This is a genomic window from Mesorhizobium sp. M0571 (genome assembly GCF_040320985.1).
Classification (GTDB): domain Bacteria; phylum Pseudomonadota; class Alphaproteobacteria; order Rhizobiales; family Rhizobiaceae; genus Mesorhizobium.
In genome coordinates, this window is the sequence record NZ_JAMYQT010000018.1 from 1 (window position 1) to 18,817 (window position 18,817).

The 18,817-nt window shown below is 59.3% G+C and carries 13 protein-coding genes and 1 pseudogene; 10 read left to right on the plus strand and 4 right to left on the minus strand.

Annotated elements, in window-relative coordinates; genetic code table 11:
* Positions 1–557: thioredoxin domain-containing protein (locus tag NKI85_RS21090; protein WP_352777787.1), on the plus strand; the 557-nt coding region annotated here is incomplete at its 5' end.
* A gap of 378 nt (positions 558–935) precedes the next feature.
* On the opposite strand, the gene NKI85_RS21095 is transcribed toward NKI85_RS21090, so the two are convergent.
* Both NKI85_RS21095 and NKI85_RS21100 read right to left on the minus strand, forming a co-directional pair.
* Entirely contained in the window at positions 936–3,950 is a 3,015-nt protein-coding gene (locus NKI85_RS21095) for a glycosyltransferase (RefSeq protein ID WP_352777789.1), read from the minus strand.
* An 80-nt stretch (positions 3,951–4,030) separates the two neighbouring features.
* Entirely contained in the window at positions 4,031–4,162 is a 132-nt protein-coding gene (locus NKI85_RS21100; RefSeq protein WP_352526410.1) for a glycosyltransferase family A protein, read from the minus strand.
* A gap of 177 nt (positions 4,163–4,339) precedes the next feature.
* Here NKI85_RS21100 and NKI85_RS21105 point away from each other — a divergent pair, with 177 nt between their 5' ends.
* From NKI85_RS21105 to NKI85_RS21140, 8 genes are all read left to right on the plus strand, one after another.
* The gene (locus NKI85_RS21105; RefSeq protein WP_352526409.1) at positions 4,340–4,531 is read left to right on the plus strand and encodes a hypothetical protein; all 192 of its coding nucleotides are present in this window, start codon (positions 4,340–4,342) and stop codon (positions 4,529–4,531) included.
* A gap of 38 nt (positions 4,532–4,569) precedes the next feature.
* Complete coding sequence (locus NKI85_RS21110) at positions 4,570–5,235, plus strand: DUF3450 domain-containing protein (protein ID WP_352526408.1); 666 nt, start codon at positions 4,570–4,572, stop codon at positions 5,233–5,235.
* 7 nt (positions 5,236–5,242) lie between these two features.
* Complete coding sequence (locus NKI85_RS21115) at positions 5,243–7,900, plus strand: OmpA family protein (RefSeq protein WP_352777793.1); 2,658 nt, start codon at positions 5,243–5,245, stop codon at positions 7,898–7,900.
* Positions 7,901–7,915: 15 nt separating this feature from the next.
* Positions 7,916–8,407 carry a Rab family GTPase gene (locus NKI85_RS21120; protein ID WP_352526405.1) on the plus strand — a complete coding sequence of 164 codons (492 nt, stop codon included), beginning with the start codon at positions 7,916–7,918 and terminating at the stop codon, positions 8,405–8,407.
* Between the two features lie 3 nt (positions 8,408–8,410).
* Complete coding sequence (locus tag NKI85_RS21125) at positions 8,411–9,481, plus strand: adenylate/guanylate cyclase domain-containing protein (RefSeq protein ID WP_352526403.1); 1,071 nt, start codon at positions 8,411–8,413, stop codon at positions 9,479–9,481.
* Between the two features lie 439 nt (positions 9,482–9,920).
* The gene (locus NKI85_RS21130) at positions 9,921–12,146 is read left to right on the plus strand and encodes a mechanosensitive ion channel family protein (RefSeq protein WP_352777799.1); all 2,226 of its coding nucleotides are present in this window, start codon (positions 9,921–9,923) and stop codon (positions 12,144–12,146) included.
* An 893-nt stretch (positions 12,147–13,039) separates the two neighbouring features.
* A complete protein-coding gene (locus NKI85_RS21135) occupies positions 13,040–14,020 on the plus strand; it encodes an NADP-dependent oxidoreductase (RefSeq protein WP_352777801.1) in 981 nt (326 codons plus the stop codon).
* Positions 14,021–14,051: 31 nt separating this feature from the next.
* The gene (locus tag NKI85_RS21140) at positions 14,052–15,113 is read left to right on the plus strand and encodes an alkene reductase (RefSeq protein WP_352777803.1); all 1,062 of its coding nucleotides are present in this window, start codon (positions 14,052–14,054) and stop codon (positions 15,111–15,113) included.
* 37 nt (positions 15,114–15,150) lie between these two features.
* Here NKI85_RS21140 and NKI85_RS21145 read toward each other — a convergent pair whose 3' ends face one another.
* Positions 15,151–16,137: a LysR family transcriptional regulator gene (locus tag NKI85_RS21145; RefSeq protein ID WP_352777806.1), complete on the minus strand. Its 987-nt coding sequence runs from the start codon at positions 16,135–16,137 to the stop codon at positions 15,151–15,153.
* A 707-nt stretch (positions 16,138–16,844) separates the two neighbouring features.
* Positions 16,845–17,741 (minus strand): annotated as a pseudogene (locus NKI85_RS21150) (LysR family transcriptional regulator).
* 279 nt (positions 17,742–18,020) lie between these two features.
* Between NKI85_RS21150 and NKI85_RS21155 the strand changes: the two are divergent.
* On the plus strand, positions 18,021–18,755 hold the full coding sequence (locus NKI85_RS21155) for an SDR family NAD(P)-dependent oxidoreductase (RefSeq protein WP_352526397.1): 735 nt from the start codon (positions 18,021–18,023) through the stop codon (positions 18,753–18,755).
* Positions 18,756–18,817 lie beyond the last annotated feature (62 nt).

An 18,817-nucleotide genomic window follows, 5' to 3' on the forward strand; every position in this document is an offset into this window, starting at 1 on the left:
TGGTCGGCCTGTTCCGAGGACTGCATTGTGCGTTTTGCCGGCGCCATATCGCCGCCCAGGCGCGGCTCGATCCGGAGCTGCGCGAAAAGGGCGTAGAGAGCCTTACGGTGGTCAACACGCCGATCGAACGGGCGCGTCTCTATTTCCGTTACCACCCGATGCCGAATCTGCTTGCGGCCTCCGACCCTGAACGTGCTTCGCATCGTGCTTTTGGACTGCCCAATCTCGAATTCACCGAAAACGAGACGAATTGGCCGTACAAGGTCTCGATGGCAGCGGTAAAGGATATGCGGGTCGACATACCAAGCGAGTTGCCCGGTCCTATGGATCCTCTTGCGGCCAGCGAAATCCTCGACAAGAGGGACCATTACGAACTGACCGAAGCCGACGAGCAGATGATGGCAACGGGACACGGACAACTGATAGGTCAGTTCCTGCTGGACCGGCAGGGGATCGTCCGCTGGAGCTTCACGGAGGTTCCAGAGGGTGGGCGATACATGTTTGGAGCGCCAAACCCGCAGGAGCTGATGTCAGCCGTCTCCCAAGTGGCCCAATAGACTTGCGAACGAGGTAAACGGGGCGAGAACAAAAAACCAGTTTGTTTACAAATCTAGACATTGGCCTCGACGAGCCAGAATGTACGGTTCTGGCGATGCTTTCTGCCGCCTCTGGACTAGCGAGGTCCTCTGTGGATGGCTCCTGTATCGTGGGGTCGCTGCGACAGCGCCCTTCCAACCGTCAGAATGCCGTCAACGGGAGCGGGGCCGTCCACATGGGGTAATCGCGGGAGCGACGCGCCCTGGAACCGCGGCAGTCTGGTTGCGTGAGCCATCGCAACAACAATAATCTTGAGCGCACGATAGGACTGAGCGCGCACACTGCGGAGCGTCTCGTCGATTGTATCTTGCGCATTGTGACACTGACAAGTTCACCGTTCATTCGAGCACGGCCTCGACACGGGCAACAAAGTAATCGAGCGAGCGATCCCCGCGAATCTCGATGCGCGGAAGGTCGATGGGATCGCAATCGAGGTCCGCCGGCCCGTGTCTGCCGCCGAAGCCGATTCGATAGCCGCACTCCTTGGCCAGCCTGCCAAGCCGTCGGTCGGTGACAGAGAAGGGTGCCGCGAACGCCGTGGTTGGCCGATCGGTCCACCGTTCGATGAACATACGAGAGCGCAGGAGCTCGGCGGCCAAGTCAGAGCTCGACAGACCATCGATCGCGCGATGCGTCGCCAGATGGCTTCCGAAGAACGCACCTTCGGCGGCGAGGCGTCGCACCGTCCTGGCGTCCATAAGCTGCGTTGGCGGACCGCTGTCGGCGTCCCACTGTGCACTTTCACCCACCAGGTCCGTCACCAGGAACACTTCCGCGGTCAGATCGTTCGCGCGCAAGGTCGGCCAGGCATGGTCGGCAAAGTTCTGGAAGCCGTCATCGAAGGTGATGAGCACTGGGCGGCCAACGAAAGGGTGACGGTTGGCGATGAACCCTTCCAGCTGCTCGGACCTAATCGCGTGAAAGCCATTGGCGCGCAGCCATGCCATCTGGCTGGCGAATGCGGCGGGCGTGAGCCGAAAACGGGCGAGCGCGGCCGGACCTTCATCGGAGACGCTGTGATACATGAGGACAGGGATACGCTGCCGCCGCTCGCTACGCGCGACGTCGCGTCGCAAGGCCCGCGCCCCGCCCCAGACGATATTTCGCGCGACCCCGATTTCGACGGGCGCGCGGATTGGCACATGATCAATCATCGGTTCCGTCGCCACGTCGCCTGGTGACAGGCGGCGGAAGCGGTCTATGCGATAGAGCTCGGTCTGGATCGATTGCTCCAAGACGAGGCCTTCGGTCGTTGCCAGCGTCTCTGAGATCACTTGTGCACCGAATGTGTTCCAGTCGAAGCCCGTCCTTTCAACATTGTCACCTAGCACGAATGCGTGTGCGCTGATGAAACTGCCGCCAGGCGCCAACGCCTCAATGAGTTTTTTGGCGATGCGCCGCAACTCGGTGAGATCGTCCAGGTAGTAGAGCACTTCCGAACAGACGATCAGATCCATCTCGCCCGGCAGCGTGTCCGCAGAAAAATCCAGTACGCCGAACTCAACATTCGGCTGATCGCTGCATCGCGCGCGCGCCCGTCCGACGGCTACGGCGGAGATGTCAGTTGCGGTCAAATGGCCCACGCGCGGCGCCAGCTGCCGCGTGAAGTGGCCCTCCGCGCAGGCCAGCTCAAGCGCCCGTCCGATGGGACCGGCAGGCAGAATTTCGAGCTGCCGCTCATATTTTTCCTGCTCATAGGGCGAACCGTAGTTCCAGGGATCCTCGGACTCGAAATAGCGATTCCAGTACGACGTGCGATCATTGTCGTGCCCATCCGCGGCCGGTGCACGGCGCGGCGCTGCAAGAGGCTCTGTCGCTTCGGCGCTCGACCCAACCAGCCGCCGCGCTTCCGCGGCCAATCGCGCGAGTTTGCCGAAGTGACTGTCCGGATCAGACCGGCGTCCCGCTATGGACAGCAATGCCTCGGCTGCAAACATGTTTGATTTGTCGGCACCGGCGCCCTTTTGCGGTGCATATACAGGCGATCGCCCCGCAAGCCGCGCGGCACTCTTCCAGAAGCGGGACGCCATGCGTTTATGGCCGGAGAGATTGCGTATAAGCCGCTCAGGGGGCACGAAATTCAGGATCAATTCAATCCAATGACGCTTTGTCACTTTCCCGAGTACGCCGAACTGCACGAGAGCTTCGATCTGGCCATCCATCATCAGATGGGCATAGATTTGATCGATTCCTTCCGGCACTTCGATCGAGGCCGGATTTCGCGCGTCGACACGAATTCCAAGTGTCCGCGCCAGCCTGCGCGGCGCGGCAAGATCGTCGACATCGAGCAGCATTTGCTCAAAGTGATACTGCACGCGGCGAGCCGCGTCGGGATTATTCCAGACCTTGCCGAGTTCGATGATCAACTCGGTGAGGGAGCCGCCGAACCTGTCCCACCTGGCAGCCAATTGCGCTGGCACCGATAGGCTTCCTACCATAAGGCCATCGAAGGCCACCTTGGCGATCTCACGCGCCCATTTACGTCCTGCCGGGAGCGCGCGCAGAGACTGCGGGTTGATCGAGCGCGAGCCGCAGCCGCAATCCGACGCGGCGTTCCACAACGCGAACCACGCGAGTGCTTCGGAAGCGGTGCGACCGTTCGCCTCGATCGCTCCATTGGCGTGAGCCGATGCTGGGTGTTTGACCCTGGGATCAGCAGAAAAGCCGCGGGCGATCACAATTTCCGCATCTGCCAGCATCTGCGTCGAATTGCGGGTGAGCGAGTCGGGGCTGACCCGATAGAAAGCGAGCGGCTCGTCGACCATCACCCAATGTTTGCCTAGACGTGCGAGGCGCTGCCACAGATCCCAGTCCTCGCAGGTGCGCAGCGACACATCGAAGCCGCCCAACTCGACAATTGTCTTCCGGTCGACGAGCAGCGCGTGAGTGCGGATTGCGCACCGGCGCGCGAATGTTTCGAAGGGCTGGATCGCAACCTCCGTCGCGATGCTCGACGGGGTGAGTTCGCCATCGGGCATCACGCGCCGGGAACCGCAATAGGCGGCGACCGCATCGGGCGCGGCTTCAAGTGCGGCCAGCATTTTCGCAAGGAAGCTGGCATCCACCCAATCATCCGCATCCAGAAACATGAGCCAGTGGCCGCGCGCTTTCGACATCCCGCTATTGCGCGCGCCGGCGGCGCTATACGCGCAAGAGCTCAACATCCGAAATCGGGCATCGTGCTCTACATAACCGGCGATGATCGCAGGGGTGCGGTCCGTGGAGGCGTCGTCGACGATGATCGCCTCCCAATCCACTATTTCCTGATCGAGAAGGCAATCGAGTGAGCGCGCCAGCGTTACCTCCGCGTTGTGCGCAGGAACCACGATTGAAACCAAGGGATCATGCGCCACGCCGTCTTACCCGCGCCTGGTTCGAGGTAGAACAAGATGTGTTGATCTTTCTCGGCGTAGGCCGTCACAATCGACGCCGATCAGTCCGTCGACCCATCGTCCATCACCACTATATCCAGTATCTGGTAGGTCTGCCGGCGGATGCCGGCAAGCATTGCGCCGACGGTTTGCTCGGCATTGAGCATCGGTACCACACCGCCTTGCAGTAGCATCCTGGATCATCGAGCTTTCGTTTTCTTCGGCAAGAGTTGGCAAATGTCAAAACCGGATGACGGCATCGGCTGGCAGCACTGCCCTGTCAAGATAAGGGCGAATTAGAGGCGGGCAAAAAAGACTTGAACACAGGCTGAATGGCAGCGCGCATGCCCGACGGCTTGGAGCTGAGGTCGATGCGCCAGGGCATCTCCGCTCTCGCATTTCATCTGCAAAAAGATGATCGCGGGCGAAGACGCGAGCGCAAGCTGATCCGGATCGAGCCGCATGTCGAAATCTACCCGAATGGGGACGTACGAACCGACTTAAGCCGAGAAGATTCCGGCTTGCGGGTCGACAATTTTACTGGCAAGTTTATCAGTTGCTAAATTAGCTCTGTGACAATGTTCAAAAGAAGGGGCATGGGATGGCCAAGGAATCTTCGAGTACCGCTTCTTCGGCAAATAAAGCGGACGCAAATCTGATAAGTAATGCAGACGGAAGCGGGCTGACCTTCATGGCGGGCCAGGCTCGCGAGAGCGGGACCCCCGGCGACGCTGTAGGTGTCGACAAGATACGTGATCTGCTGTTCGGCAACCAGATGCAGGACTATGACCGCCGCTTTTCCAAGCTTGAAGAACGGGTCTTGCAGCGCTTCAAGGATGTCGAATCCGAGGCCAAGCGCAATCTTGAAATGTACGAGTCAAATGCAAAGAAGCAGGTCGACTCGCTTGCGGCGCAATTGCGGAACGAAAAAGACGCGCGAGCCGACGCCGACAAGGAGATTGATCGGAATCTTCGCGAGCAAAATCAGGCGCTCGAAAAGCAGGTGCGCGCGTTGTCGGATCAGTTGAGCGAGCTTGAGCGGGAAGTTGCGGACCGGATAAATCGAAACGATCATTTGCTGCGTGAGGAAATCAAGCAAAAGAATGAAAGCATTCAGATGCTGATGGAGAAAATGTTTTCCGATCTCGGCAATGTCAAGACCGACCGAAATCTTTTGGCTGGCCTGTTTGTCGAGGTTGCAAAATGTCTAAATCAGGATCCCGCCGGCAGCAAGAGCAACTCGGAGCGTACCTGGAAAGTGAGTTGATCGGAACTTGACGTCGACCGTCGACCCAATCAGCCTTCCTCAAAGAGCAGCTTCGAACGATACAGAGATTGATCGCGAGGCTCTGGCCAGTCTATTGATCGAAATTGCCCGGAACGTTGATCCGGACTATCGAGCGCGTTTCGACGGAGTTCCAACCGTCGATCCTCGCATGGAAACGCTGCGCCAGTTGCTGGTCGGCCGCGAAATTTCGGAGCTTTCACGAATTGCGCACCTGCTCGACGAACCTGAGCAGCTTGCGGCTGCAGTTGGGGGTGTTCTCCCCAGTGCAGCCGCACGTGCGCCTCATGCGCAACTCGGAGAGGCCCTTGCGCCAGCTGTCGAGAGGGCCGTGCAACGGTCCATCCAGAAGAGCCCGCGTACGCTTACGGATATATTGTACCCGGTGTTTCTGCCGGCTATTCGCAAGTCGATCGGCGAAAAGATCGACCAAACCTTTCAATCGCTGAATGAAACTTTAAGACATATATTTACCTGGCATGGGCTAAAGTGGAGATTTGAAGCTTGGAGAACGGGGGCAAGTTTCTCGGAAGTTGTTCTTAAGCATTCTCTTGTCTATCGTGTGGAACATGTCTTTCTCATCAATCGGAATTCCGGGCTTTTGATAGCGCATGTAACTGCCGATAATGCAACTAGCGAAGATCCTCAACTCATTTCTTCTATGCTTAGTGCAATTCAGGATTTTGTGAAAGACTCATTTAACGAGAAAGAACAGAGCAGTCTGGACACTATCCGTTTTGGGGAACTTCGTCTCTGGTCAGAAGTTGGACCGTTTGCGACCTTGGTTGCGGTGATCCGGGGAAATCCGCCAGAGGAATTACATGAAATAATTCGCGATGTATTGCTTCGCATCCATGATGAATGCTCACAGGCTCTAGAGCAGTTTGACGGCGACAGTTCGCAGTTGGCCGGCGTAGAGACGCAGTTGCAGACCTGCGTTGAACTGAAGCAGGAGGAATCAAACCAGGGATTTCCGTGGCTGGTAGTGGCTGCAGTCCTGCTGGTTTTGATTCCCGCAGGCGGTTGGTTCTTTCTTTCCTGGCAATCCGGGCAGCGCTGGCAGGCGTATGTGTCGCGACTGGGGACCCAGCCGGGCATCATCGTTGCCGAACAAAAGGTGCGCGATGGCCAATTCTATATTGCCGGTCTGAGAGACCCGCTTGCCGCCGACCCGCAGTCGCTGTTGGCCGGAACGCAGGTCGATCCCGCCCGCGTTCATTCACGCTGGCAATTCTATCAGAGTCTTGATCCGGAGTTCGTGTTAAAGCGGCTAACGGCGTCGCTGGTTCCGCCGGATTCAGTACGACTTTCAATCGTCAATGATCGCATCGTTGCCGAGGGGGAGGCTCCCGACACCTGGATAGATCGGGCGCGCGCAGCGGCCCAACAACTTTCGGCAGGCGGACCGGAATTCGATATCTCCAGGGTTCGTGATGTGAGCCCCGAAACACGCGCGGTGGAGCACTGGCAGGCCTATGTGTCGCGACTGGAGGCCCAACCGGGAATCATCATCGCCCAACAAACGGCGAGGGGCGGACATTTCTATATTTCCGGCCTGAGAGACCCGCTTGCCGCCGACCCGCAGGCTCTGCTGTCCGGAACGGAGGTAGATCCCGCCCGCGTTCATTCGCAGTGGCAATTCTATCAGAGTCTTGATCCGAAGTTCGTCCTGAAGCGGCTGATGGTGTCGCTGACCCCGCCGAAATCGGTTCGGCTTTCGATCGTCAATGATCGCATCGTTGCCGAGGGTGAGGCTCCCGACACCTGGATAGATCGCGCACGCGCAGCGGCCCGACAGCTTTCGGCAGGCGGACCGGAATTCGACATCTCCAAGGTTCGTGATGTGAGCCCCGAAGCACGCGCGGCGGAGCACTGGCAGACTTATGTGTCGCGACTGGAGGCCCAAGCGGGAATCATCGTCGCCCAACAAACGGCGAGGGGCGGACATTTCTATATTTCCGGCCTGAGAGACCCGCAGGCCGCCGACCCGAAGGCTCTGCTGTCCGGAACAGGGGTCGATCCTGCTCGCGTTCATTCACAGTGGCAATTCTATCAAAGCCTTGATCCGAAGTTCGTGGTGAAGCGGCTGATGGCGTCGCTGACTCCGCCGGATTCAGTACGGCTTTCGATCATCAAGGATCGCATCGTTGCCCAGGGTGAAGCTCCTGCCGCCTGGATAGATCGGGCGCGGGTCGCCGCCCAACAGCTGTCCGCGGACGGACTCTCTCTAGAACTCTCCGAGCTGCGTGAGTTGACCCCTCCGCAACTCACTCATTTGAGGGAGGCTATTCAAGCGGTCAACATTTTCTTCGATTCTGGCAAGGCTGTACCGGGACCAGAGCAACTGCCGGTTCTCGACAAATTGGCGAATCAGTTGAAGGAATTGGCCAAGGACGCCCGCAAGGCAGGCGTAACAGCACAGTTCATGTTGACCGGCCATTCGGACGAGACGGGCCGTGAAACGGCCAAGTTGTCGATCAGCGCCGCGCGCGCGGAAACAGTTCGTGCGCTTCTCAAGAAGCGCGGCGTCGATCCGGAGTTGCTCTTGGTTCGCGGCGCGGGCACCTTTGAGCCAGCGGAGATTGAAAATAGCCGAACCGGGAACTCCGCCAACCGCAGAGTTTCGGTTACGGTAAACTTCCACTAGGCGGAGCCCAGGATATTGCAAAAGAAGATCTGCATGTTGGGCGGGTTCGCTGTCGGAAAGACGAGTCTGGTTCGCAGGTTTGTGCAAAGCATCTTTTCAGAAACCTACTTGACCACGGTGGGAGTGAAAATCGACAAGAAGAGTGTCGCATTCCCGGACAAAACCGTGGATCTGATTTTGTGGGATTTGGCCGGCGAAGACGATATCGGCTCATTCCGCGTCAGCTATGTGCGAGGTGCGAGTGGGCTCGTGCTTGTCGTCGATGGAACACGCGCTGCTACTCTTGCCGTGGCGCTCACGTTGCGCGAGCGGGCCGAGGCTGAATTCGGCGCTATGCCGTTTGTATTGCTGTTCAACAAATCCGATCTGGCCGATCGGTGGGCAATATCAGATGGTGAAATTGACGAACTGAGGCAACTTGGATGGCAAATCTATCTAACAAGTGCGCTTTCGGGTGAACATGTTGATGATGCGTTTCGTCAACTTGCTTCGATGGTCAGCAAATAAACCATGCATGTCTTGCCAAGAGAAGTTAGAAGCTGGATTTACGATTTCTTCTACAACGAGCGCTCGGTCGCATATCTGAAAATCGACGCCCAGCTTTGCATAGCTGCGAAGGGCGGTAACGTTAAACATTACGGACTCTCGTCAGTTCGCATAGGTAAGCCTGTTGCCGAGCAGCTTGAATTCATGGAAGGTTTGTTGCCCTGCCCGGAGCTTCCATATGATATGGCCATGGTCGAACTGCCCAGCGGGCGTGTCGCGGACCTCCATCTTTTTGCTGACAATGCCTGCGTGTGGCTGCTCTTTCTTGACGCCACTGCCGAACGCGACAATAGGCAGCGGCTTCAACAGAAGGCTTATGAAATGACGCTCCTGCAAGAGAGGGAGCGTCAACTCAACGAGAAATTACAATCGACAAACGAGGCGTTGAGGGCGAGCCAAGAGGGATTGTCGCGTGAATACCAGCGCGCCGAAGCCCTACTCCTCAACATTCTTCCGGCGTCGATCGCGGAGCGGCTAAAAGCGCACGAACAAATTGCAGACAACCACGCGGAGGTGAGTGTGCTTTTTGCCGACATCGTCGGTTTTACGGAAAGAGCGCGGAGCGTCGGAGCCGTGACGACGCTCGCTATTTTAAATTACTTCTTCAAGGCGGCGGATCTGCTCTCGGAGCGATACGGCTGCGAAAAGATCAAGACAATCGGCGATTGTGTGATGGTGGTCGCTGGCCTGCCCGCTGCGCGATCCGATCATGCGGAAGCCCTTGCGCACTATGCACTTGAACTGCGGAAGGCGGTTAAGCGCGAACGCTTCGCAGGAGAACCGATAAGACTCAGAATTGGAATTCACTCAGGACCAATCGTGGCGGGCGTCATAGGCAAAAGGCGGTTTGCCTATGACCTATGGGGCGACACCGTTAATCTCGCCGCACGTATCCAAACGTCCGCGGAGCCCGATGAAATCCGTATTTCGGATGCAACTCATCAACTGCTTGGACCAAATTTTGCTTGCGACCCACTCGAGGAAACGGAATTGCGTGGTACAGGTCGTGTGCGAATGTGGCGGCTCCCGGCCTGATTTGCCGCATGGCAGTGCCGACCCGGAAGCGCATTGCATCTCAAGCAACATCATGGTTTCGAATGTCCGCAGCGGTGCGCGAAGCAGTTGACCACCGAGCGACCGCCAAAGGTCTGTCCTGGTCAACTCAGGAAATCAGTTCCTGAGATTTAACGTCGATGCCCAGTTCATAGAACGGCCGGAGGCCTGGGCCGAGGTCGGAATGCCCTGCCCCCGCGGCTAAATAAACACCGCCAAGTACCCGGCGCAACGGTCTGGCTCGGAACGATGACGTCTTGCACCGCAACATCGGTTTCTTCAAGGTAGGGCAACAACGGACATAGATGTCGTTGCTCGCCGATCTGACCGGAAGGTTAACAGCACGATGCCACTCATGACTCGACGATTGGGAGCCACGAACCTGGCGCGCCCGGCACGGCGTCTCGGAGACCTGACTGCGATGTTTGCCCTGATTGCCAGGCCGCTCGTCTTTGGGATCGCCCTTTTGTTGGCTGGTCAGGCGCAGGCGCAGGCGCCAGCGACCGTCCCGCCTGAAAGGGTCAAACAGCTGTTCGAGCTTCTCGACGATCCGTCAGTGAAGGCCTGGGTGGCCGAACAGCGAAATCAGGACGCCGGGTCAACGGGAGCGCCCGCCGAGAGAGGGGTTTCGCCGACCGACGCATCGTCCGGCGCCGTGGCCGCACCAGGCCAGATGAATACGATGGCATCCTCGACGCTCGATGGGATCAGGCATCATATCGAAAGAATCGTGCGAACTTTGCCCTTGCTGCCAGGCCAGTTCGCGCGCGTTCGGGCAGAGACGATGGAGGATATGTCCAGCAAGGGGCCTGCCGGCGTATTTGTGCTGATTGCAATGTTCATCGCTGCCGGCCTGGCACTCACTTGGGCAACGTTCAAGCTCACCCGTCCATTTCGTCTTTGGATTATCGCGCAACCGAAGGATACGCCTGTTGGGCGAGCCAAGAAAATTGGTGGCCGCCTGCTTTATTCCAGCATGCTGATAGTCTCTTTCGCACTGGGCAGCGCCGGCGCGTTCATGTTGTTCGACTGGCCGATGCTTATCCGCGAGATTGTACTGACATTTCTGATGGCGGCAGTCGTTACATGGGGTGTGCGCATGTACGTCATGGCCATGCTCGTCCCTTCCTTCATGAACGTCGAGAACGCCGTCGAGGTTCGTGCTTTGCCGATCACCAACGAAGCGGCTGACCATTGGTCCTATTGGCTACCCCGGATCGTCGGCGTCTTCGCCTTCTTCGGCGCCGCGTTTATCCTCTTGCCAGGTCTCGGCATCGATCAGGACGGAATGATGGTCCTGTCACTGGGCGCCGATTTCGTGCTGCTGTTGCTCCTGCTGCTCGCCATTTGGCGTCGGCCAAGAACGCAGCGAGACGGTGCGCGCCACATCGGTCACACGGAAGCGACATGGATATTGACTGCTTATTTCGTCGTCCTGTTCCTGCAGCGTATCGCCGGCCTTTATATATACTTCTGGTTCACCTTCGCCGCATTCTTCCTGCCTTTGGCAATCGTGGTGACGCAGCGCGGGGTTAATTTCGTTCTGCGGCCAGGTTCGGAAGATGTCGGCCGGCCCACGATCCCGGCGGTGACGATCGCTGTCATCGATCGCGGAATCCGAATGATTTTCATCCTGGCGGCGGCTTACCTTCTCGCACGTGTCTGGGGTCTGGACATGCAATCCATGCGGGACAGCGATACGACGACGACGTTCATATTGCGCGGCTTGATCAATGTCGTGGTCATTGCCCTCGCCGCCGACTTCGGCTGGTCGATCATCAAAGCTTTGATCGAACGAAAGCTGGGCATCGAAACACCGCACCCTGTGATCAGCGACGAGGACGTCCCGATCCTCGATCCGCAGCAGGCGCGGCTGCACACGCTCTTGCCGATCCTCCAGAACATTCTGCTCGCATCGATCATCGTGATGGCGGTGCTTATGATGCTCGCCTCGCTGGGTATCCAGATCGGCCCATTGATCGCCGGCGCTGGCGTCGTCGGCGTCGCCGTGGGCTTTGGGGCACAAACCATCGTCAAGGACGTCATTTCAGGCGTGTTTTTTCTGCTCGATGATGCGTTCCGTGTTGGCGAATACATTTCATCGGGCAATTACAAGGGTACTGTGGAAAGCTTTTCGCTGCGCTCGGTGAAGCTGCGCCACCATCGTGGTCCGCTGTTCACGATACCTTTCGGTGAACTCGGGGCAGTCCAGAACCAGAGCCGTGACTGGGTTATCGACAAATTCAACATCACCGTTGGTTATGACACCGATATCGACTTCGCTCGCAAGCTGATCAAGCGGATCGGCCTCGAACTGGCGGAAGATCCCGAGTTCAAACACTGGGTGCTCGACCCGATCAAGATGCAGGGCGTACAGGAGTTCGGCGAATACGGCATCGTATTGAGGGTCAAGGCCACAACCAAGCCGGGAGGCGCCTTCGGTATGAAACGCAAATTCTATGTACGCCTCCGCCAGGTCTTCAAGGAGCAGGGCATCGAACTCCCATTTCCGACCGTCCAGGTCCAGGGGCTACAGAACCAACATGGGGCAGAGAATGCACCGTTGGAGATCACACCCGAGTTGAAAATGGCCGTCGCGCAGTCGCACACTATTCGGCGCAGAAAAAAAGCTAGCACAACGGAGTAGAAAAACTGTGACACCTGCCGGTCACAACGCGGTTTTCCGCAGGGCCAAAAAATGTGTGACTTAGGTAGTCGATAGTTTCAGTTGATGTTGATGATGCAGGAACGATAGTGAACGAGATGAACCGCAAATCTTTGTTTTTCTACGAAAAACTACGCGGGAGCACTCCAGACTACGCTAACCCTCGCTCCCACTCGATTGTTCGGGGGCAGGTCAACAAATTGAATTCATTCACAAAATTATTTTCCGGTCCAAATACTACCGGCGGGGGACCCGTCAGAAAATTACAATCCTGATTTCGTTGAGGAATTTTCGGCGATCTCCGCAAGCCATCTATCGACTACTATTGGCCCTCAGCGCGCCATTCCAGGTCTGACATCCGAACCGCAAACGCTGCCAAAGTACCGTCAGCACCCCATCCTCAGCACCTCGAAACCTATGCGAACGGGCAAGATCAAGCGGCATGAACGCCGACTGATCGTCCCGCTCGCCGACAGCACGATCTATGAGAAGGAGACTTCCCATAGCCAAGTGAGAGAAGAGCACTGGTGCACTGATCTGCAGTCGCCCGTGCAGCTCACCTCGACCTCACGCAGTTCGCCGAGCCAACCTTCGGTTCGGGTAAAGAGCGCCGGCCGCCGTCCGTGAGCTTAAGTGTGCGGTCACCTCGTTCGAATAGTCCCACGCCCAGGCCCGATTATGCGCCGCGACAAGGTCGCCGTAGGTCGACCGCTTTTCCGACTGGCCGAAAAGACCGGACGGACGAGGCGACAAATACGAAATTAGAGACACCCGGAAGGTCCATCAAGTGTCTCTCCAGCGAGACAGACTGTCTAATTTCGATGACTTATGGCGCGGATTTCGAACGCTTACCTTCCGCCAAGAAGGAGAACCACATGACACAATCCGCTGACCTCAACCGGGCCGATTCCAATTCCGAACCGCTTGCGCGCGGGCGAGCCTTACGTCTTCAAGCCTATGGCGGCCCCGAATCCCTGACAGTCGATAGCGTATCCGCGCCCGAGCCGGGTCCGGGCGAGGTCTTGGTGTCGGTCAAGGCCGCCGCGGTAAACGGCATCGACTGGAAAATCCGTGAAGGCTACCTCCGCGAGCGCTTCAAGCTGACCCTGCCCGCGACGCTTGGCATCGAAATGGCCGGCGTCGTGCTTCGGACCGGCCCCGGCGTCACAGGCGTGAAGCCCGGGGATCGGGTTATGGCTGCCCTCGGTGGCGTCGGAGCCTACGCCGACCATCTTGTCATCAACGCCGAGAAGCTCGTCCTGACTCCGTCAGCCCTGTCGGACGTGGAGGCGGCGGCCATTCCGGTCGCGGCGATGACAGCCTGGCATGTCATTCAGGCCGCGGATTTCGACCTCTCCGGACGGCGGGTGCTGATCCATGGCGCAGCCGGCGGCGTGGGCGGCTTTGCCGTCCAGTTCGCCAAGGCGGCCGGAGCGACCGTCTATGCCACGGCCTCGACCATGAGCCTGCCGCATGTCCTGGCCCTCGGCGCGGACGAAGTGATCGACTATCGGCAGCAGAACTTCGAGCTGCTTGCGCGCGACATCGATTTCGTCGTCGACCTCATCGGCGGTGAGGTCGTGGACCGCTCCTGGGCACTCCTGTCGCCCGATGGCCTTCTCGTAAGCATCGCCGCTACAGACCTCGCATCGCGTACGCCGCCAGGCCGCCGCGGCGTCTTTTTATCGAACAAGCCCGACACCGCGCGTCTGGCCGCGATCGTCCAGCAGGTCGCTGCGGGCACTCTGACATCGACGATCGGCGACGTGGTGGGTTTCGATGATTTGGCTTCCGCAATCGAGCGCAATCGCACCGGCCACGCGCCGGGCAAGATCGTCGCCGACCTCACCCGCTGATCACCTCGTTTCTAACTTCAAGGATTTCATCATGACGACGATTTGGAATCCGGTCGGCGTGGGCCGGATGGACCTACCCCATCGCCTGGCCCTGGCCCCGATGACCCGCAGCCGTGCCGAGTTCAACGGCGTACCGGGCGAGCACGCCGCTGAATACTACGCCCAGCGCGCCTCGCTGGGCCTGCTGATAACCGAGGGTGTGCAACCCTCGGCCGATGGCCAGGGCTATTTCGCGACGCCGGGGATCCACGCGCCCGAACATGTCGCTGGCTGGCGCAAGGTCACCGATGCGGTTCATGCAAAAGGCGCGAAGATCTTCCTGCAGCTCATGCATGTCGGCCGCATGTCGCACCCGGACAACACGCCGCATCACCGTCAGCCCGTCGCCCCGTCGGCCGTCGCGCCCGGTGAGCAGATGTTCACTGCGAGCGGCATGCAGCCCATCCCCGAGCCGCGCGCGCTGACGACCGAGGAAGTCGCCGCCACGGTGCAGGATTTCCGGCGGGCCGCGCGGCTGGCTATCGATGCCGGCGCCGACGGCGTCGAGATTCACGGCGCCAACGGCTATATCATCCATCAGTTCTTTGCGCCGAACGCCAATCACCGGACCGACGCCTATGGCGGGCCAATCGCCAACCGCATCCGGTTCGCCGTCGAAGTGGCGCAGGCTGTCGCCGATGAGATCGGCGCCAATCGCACCGCTATCCGCCTTTCGCCAGGCCTGCCTTTGGGCGGGCTTGATGAAGGTCCGGAGAGTCCTGCGCTCTATCGCGAACTGGTCGCCGCGCTGGCACCGCTGAAGCTGGCCTATCTCCACCTGATGTATGGCGGGGGCGACGAGCTCCTCGCCGACATCCGCCATGCGTGGCCCACGACCCTGATGGTGCTGCGGCTCGGGCGCACGCGCGAAGCCCTGGACCAGGACATCGTCTCGGGCCAGGCAGACATGACCTCGATCGGCCGTTGGGCTTTGGCCAATCCCGACTTCGTCGAGCGTCTGCGGTTGGGCGCGCCCTTCAACGAGTCCAATCCGGCCACCTTTTATGGCGGTGGCGCGGCCGGCTACACGGACTATCCGCGGCTTGGCGACTGATGCGTTGCTGCTGTAGTTCATCGGACTGTAGCAGCCATCATCGGGCGGTCGTCGCTTGCGTCATTGGATCAAGCTGGCCCTGCGACATGGCTGACGGCGTTGGCCGACAGTAAGGTAACTGTGGCGGCTTCAAATCCGAATGAAACGCTGCCAATTCGTCGGGAGTGCCTTTGGGAAACGCTTCCCTCAGATGGTCGAGAAAGGCGGAAACGCGGGCGTTCAACAGGCGCCGCGACGGGTAGAGCGTCCACAAGGCAGTATCTGGGGCATCCACGTCCGCCCAATGCACCAACGTGCCGGCGGTCAGATCATGACTCACGAGCGATACCGGCAACCGTGCCGCACCCGCACCCATGACGACCGCATCGCGAACCATGATGAGCGACGACAGGCTGAGCACCGGGGTGAACGCGATCGTCGTCGGCCCCGTGTCCGGTTTGATGTTCCACGACGAAAGTCCTCTGTCCGAGCGATGAACGACAGCCGGAACGGCGTCTCCGTCTTGCGGTCTCGCCACTTGCGGGCTCGCCACGATCACAAGCCGATCACGCATGAAGACCCGTCCCACCAAGCTTTCATCGGAACGCGGATTGACGCGAATGGCCAAGTCATACCCTTCTTCGACCATGTCGACTGCGCGGTCTTCGGTCGTGACTTCAAGGATAACGTCGGGATATTTGAGCGAGAAGCCTGCCGCCAGCTTACCCATCGCAAGTTGAGAGAAGAGCAATGGCGCACTGATCCGCAAATTTCCACGCGGTTCTCGGTCTCCCGACGCAATCGCTGCGGCCGTCTCCTCCACTTCCGTCAGCAAGCGACTGGTTCGCTCATGCAGGGCCTTTCCCTCCTGAGTGAGCTTCAGCGCACGCGCTCCGCGCGCGAACAAGCGTAGGCCTAGGCTATTCTCCAGTTCGGCAACGCGCCGGGAGAGCGTCGCCTTGGGGCGCCCTGTGGCGCGCGCGGCTCGCCCGAACCCACCATGACGTGCAACCAGATTGAAGTCGGCTAAGGCGAGCAGGTCCATATGTTCCACCAGTGAGACAGGATGTCTATAAATGGCAGCTACCGGTGCGTTTGTGGACTCCTAAATAGGTATTAGCGATTTGAGACAAGCTGGAGTACGTCCGGGAACTGGCGCTAGCAGACCCGCCTTTGTGCGCGCTATTCTACGCCAGAGCACTATCGCCCTTTGAAGCGACTTTACATCATCCTGAAAATGGGCGCAGATCGGACGTGCGAGGCGGAAAAGGAGAACGCCAGTTCAGTGGAGTGAGAACCAACTAGACCGACAATTGCCCGAGGGTGAAATTCGCCGCCGAGACTACGCTATTGCCGCCGTTTATCCCTCACTCCCACTCGTTCTGAAGCATCATAACGCATTGATCCATCGAGGCAAATCTTTCCGCTGACGACGAAGAACCGTATCCTGGATCCGTCAGAAATTCTCGCTCTTGAATTCAAAGGAGAACTTCGGCGATCCGCGATTTGCTCGGTTTTACAGACTATCGATATCGAGTGGTCGATTTTCCTCGGAGTCCTCCGCAAGAGCGGCGTCTCCAGCTGCCCTAAAAGACCGTCAGCGATGGTGAAGTCCGTCGCCCGCCAGTAGTGTGGCCCTCGCGCCGATTGCGATACGGCGCGCCATTCGCGGATTGAACGACACCGCTTCAAGCGATCGCAGCTCGGCTTCCGACCGGATTACGGCAAGCGTCGCCGGCGACCTGCCGCGCATCAGTCGCGCGATATGGACAGCCCCGCGAGAAGCGGCGCGTACGCGGCGAGCCTGCGGGATACGAACTCAGTGAAGAGCCGCACGCGCTTCGTCTTGCGTGTCTCCCCCTGTGTGAGGAGCCAAACCGTTCCGTACATGTGCAGGTCGGTACCCGGCACCCTCACCAGTAGGGGGTCGGCATCGCCAACGAAGCACGGCAGTGTCGTCATCCCGAGCCCTTGCCGTACGGCAACGATCTGCGCCTCAGCGTCCGTGGTCCTGAAGGGAACCCCCGTGGTACGAACCTCACCCTCGCTGGCCCATTCCGGAATTCCATGAATGCTTATGACGATCCACCGGATGGGATCAGGCGCCCCCGCACGTCACGCGGCTAGTCGATCGCAGGACATGTAGATGCCGCCGAACAGTTCCGGTCCCTTCAGGCCGTGAAGATTGAGCGGCAGGGTTTTGCGGTCGTAGACGACGCGGATCGCGACGTCGGCCTCTCGGTTGGTCAGATTTGCCAGCTCGCCGGACGACAAGATTTCCATCTCGATGTCCGGATGCAGACGCGCGAAATCGGCGAAGTCCGGCATGAGCAGGTGTGTCGCGAGGGGCGGTGCCAGCGTCACCCGCAGAAGCCCGCGCACGCTCTGGTCGCGCCCGAAGACGCGCGTCTCCAGCAGGTGCGACGACACTTCCATCTGGTCCGCGAACTCGAGGACCTCCTCGCCCGCAGCCGTCAGGCGGTAGCCCGAAGGCAGCTTTTCGAACATGTGCACGCCGAGGCGTTCCTCGAGCTGGGCGACACGTCGCAGCACGGTCGAGTGGTTCACACCGAGGCGCTCGGCGGCGGCCCGCACCGAGCCTCCGCGCGCGACGGCAAGAAAGTAGCGAACGTCATCCCAGTCGATCATGGTGCAATCCGGCACCGCGGAGTTTGCCAGCCTGGGTCCAACACCATCGAACATCCTCTCGAATGTGGGGTAGCACGGGCGGTGATCATAGCCAATGCCGACAAGCACGGCCCAATTCCGAACGGCGGACGCCGATCGTCGCGGCTGGCGTCAGTCGTCCAGCCGGATCGATTTCGCACCACCGATGTGCGCGCTTCCGCACTCAACAGCTGACGCCGGCGGACCCATTTCGAGGTTCTCGGAGGCAGATGCTGTCCCGACACCACGAAAGGAGAAGTCATGGGAAAGCTTGAGGGTAAGGTTGCAGTCATCACGGGTGGATCGAGCGGCATGGCGCTGGCGAGCGCCAAGCGGTTCGTTGAAGAAGGCGCCTATGTTTTCATCACGGGCCGGAGACAGGAGGCGCTGGACGAGGCGATCAAGCTGATCGGCCGGAACGTGACCGGCGTGCGCGGCGACGCGGCCAATCTCGACGACCTCGACCGCCTGTTCGATACAGTCAAGCGGGAAAAGGGCAAGATCGACGTCCTGTACGCGAGCGCCGGCACGGGCGAAGCCGTCCCACTGGGCGAGATTACCGAGCAGCATTTCGATGCGACCTTCGGCCTGAATACGCGCGGCACACTGTTCACGGTGCAAAAGGCGTTGCCGCTGTTCAACGATGGCGGATCGATCTTCATGACCGGGTCAGTTGCTTCGGTGAAAGGTTTTCCTGGTTACAGCGTGTATGCGGCGAGCAAGGCGGCGTTGCACGCATTCGCACGCGGGTGGCTCAACGAACTGAAGGGCAGGAATATCCGGGTGAACGTGCTGCACCCGGGGCCGATCGCCACACCGATGCAGGACCAAGTTCTCACCGAGGAGGCGAAGCAGATGTTCGAATCCCTGATCCCGCGGGGAAAGATGGGGCGTCCTGAGGAAATTGCGACGGCCGCGCTGTTTCTTGCTTCCGACGATTCGAGCTTCGTGAATGGGGTGGAGTTGTCTGTCGATGGCGGCTTCTCGGCCATCTGAAATCGCGCCGGATCGCGGGAAGCGGCTGACCGGCGGGAACTAGCGTGTCCATGGTGGAACGA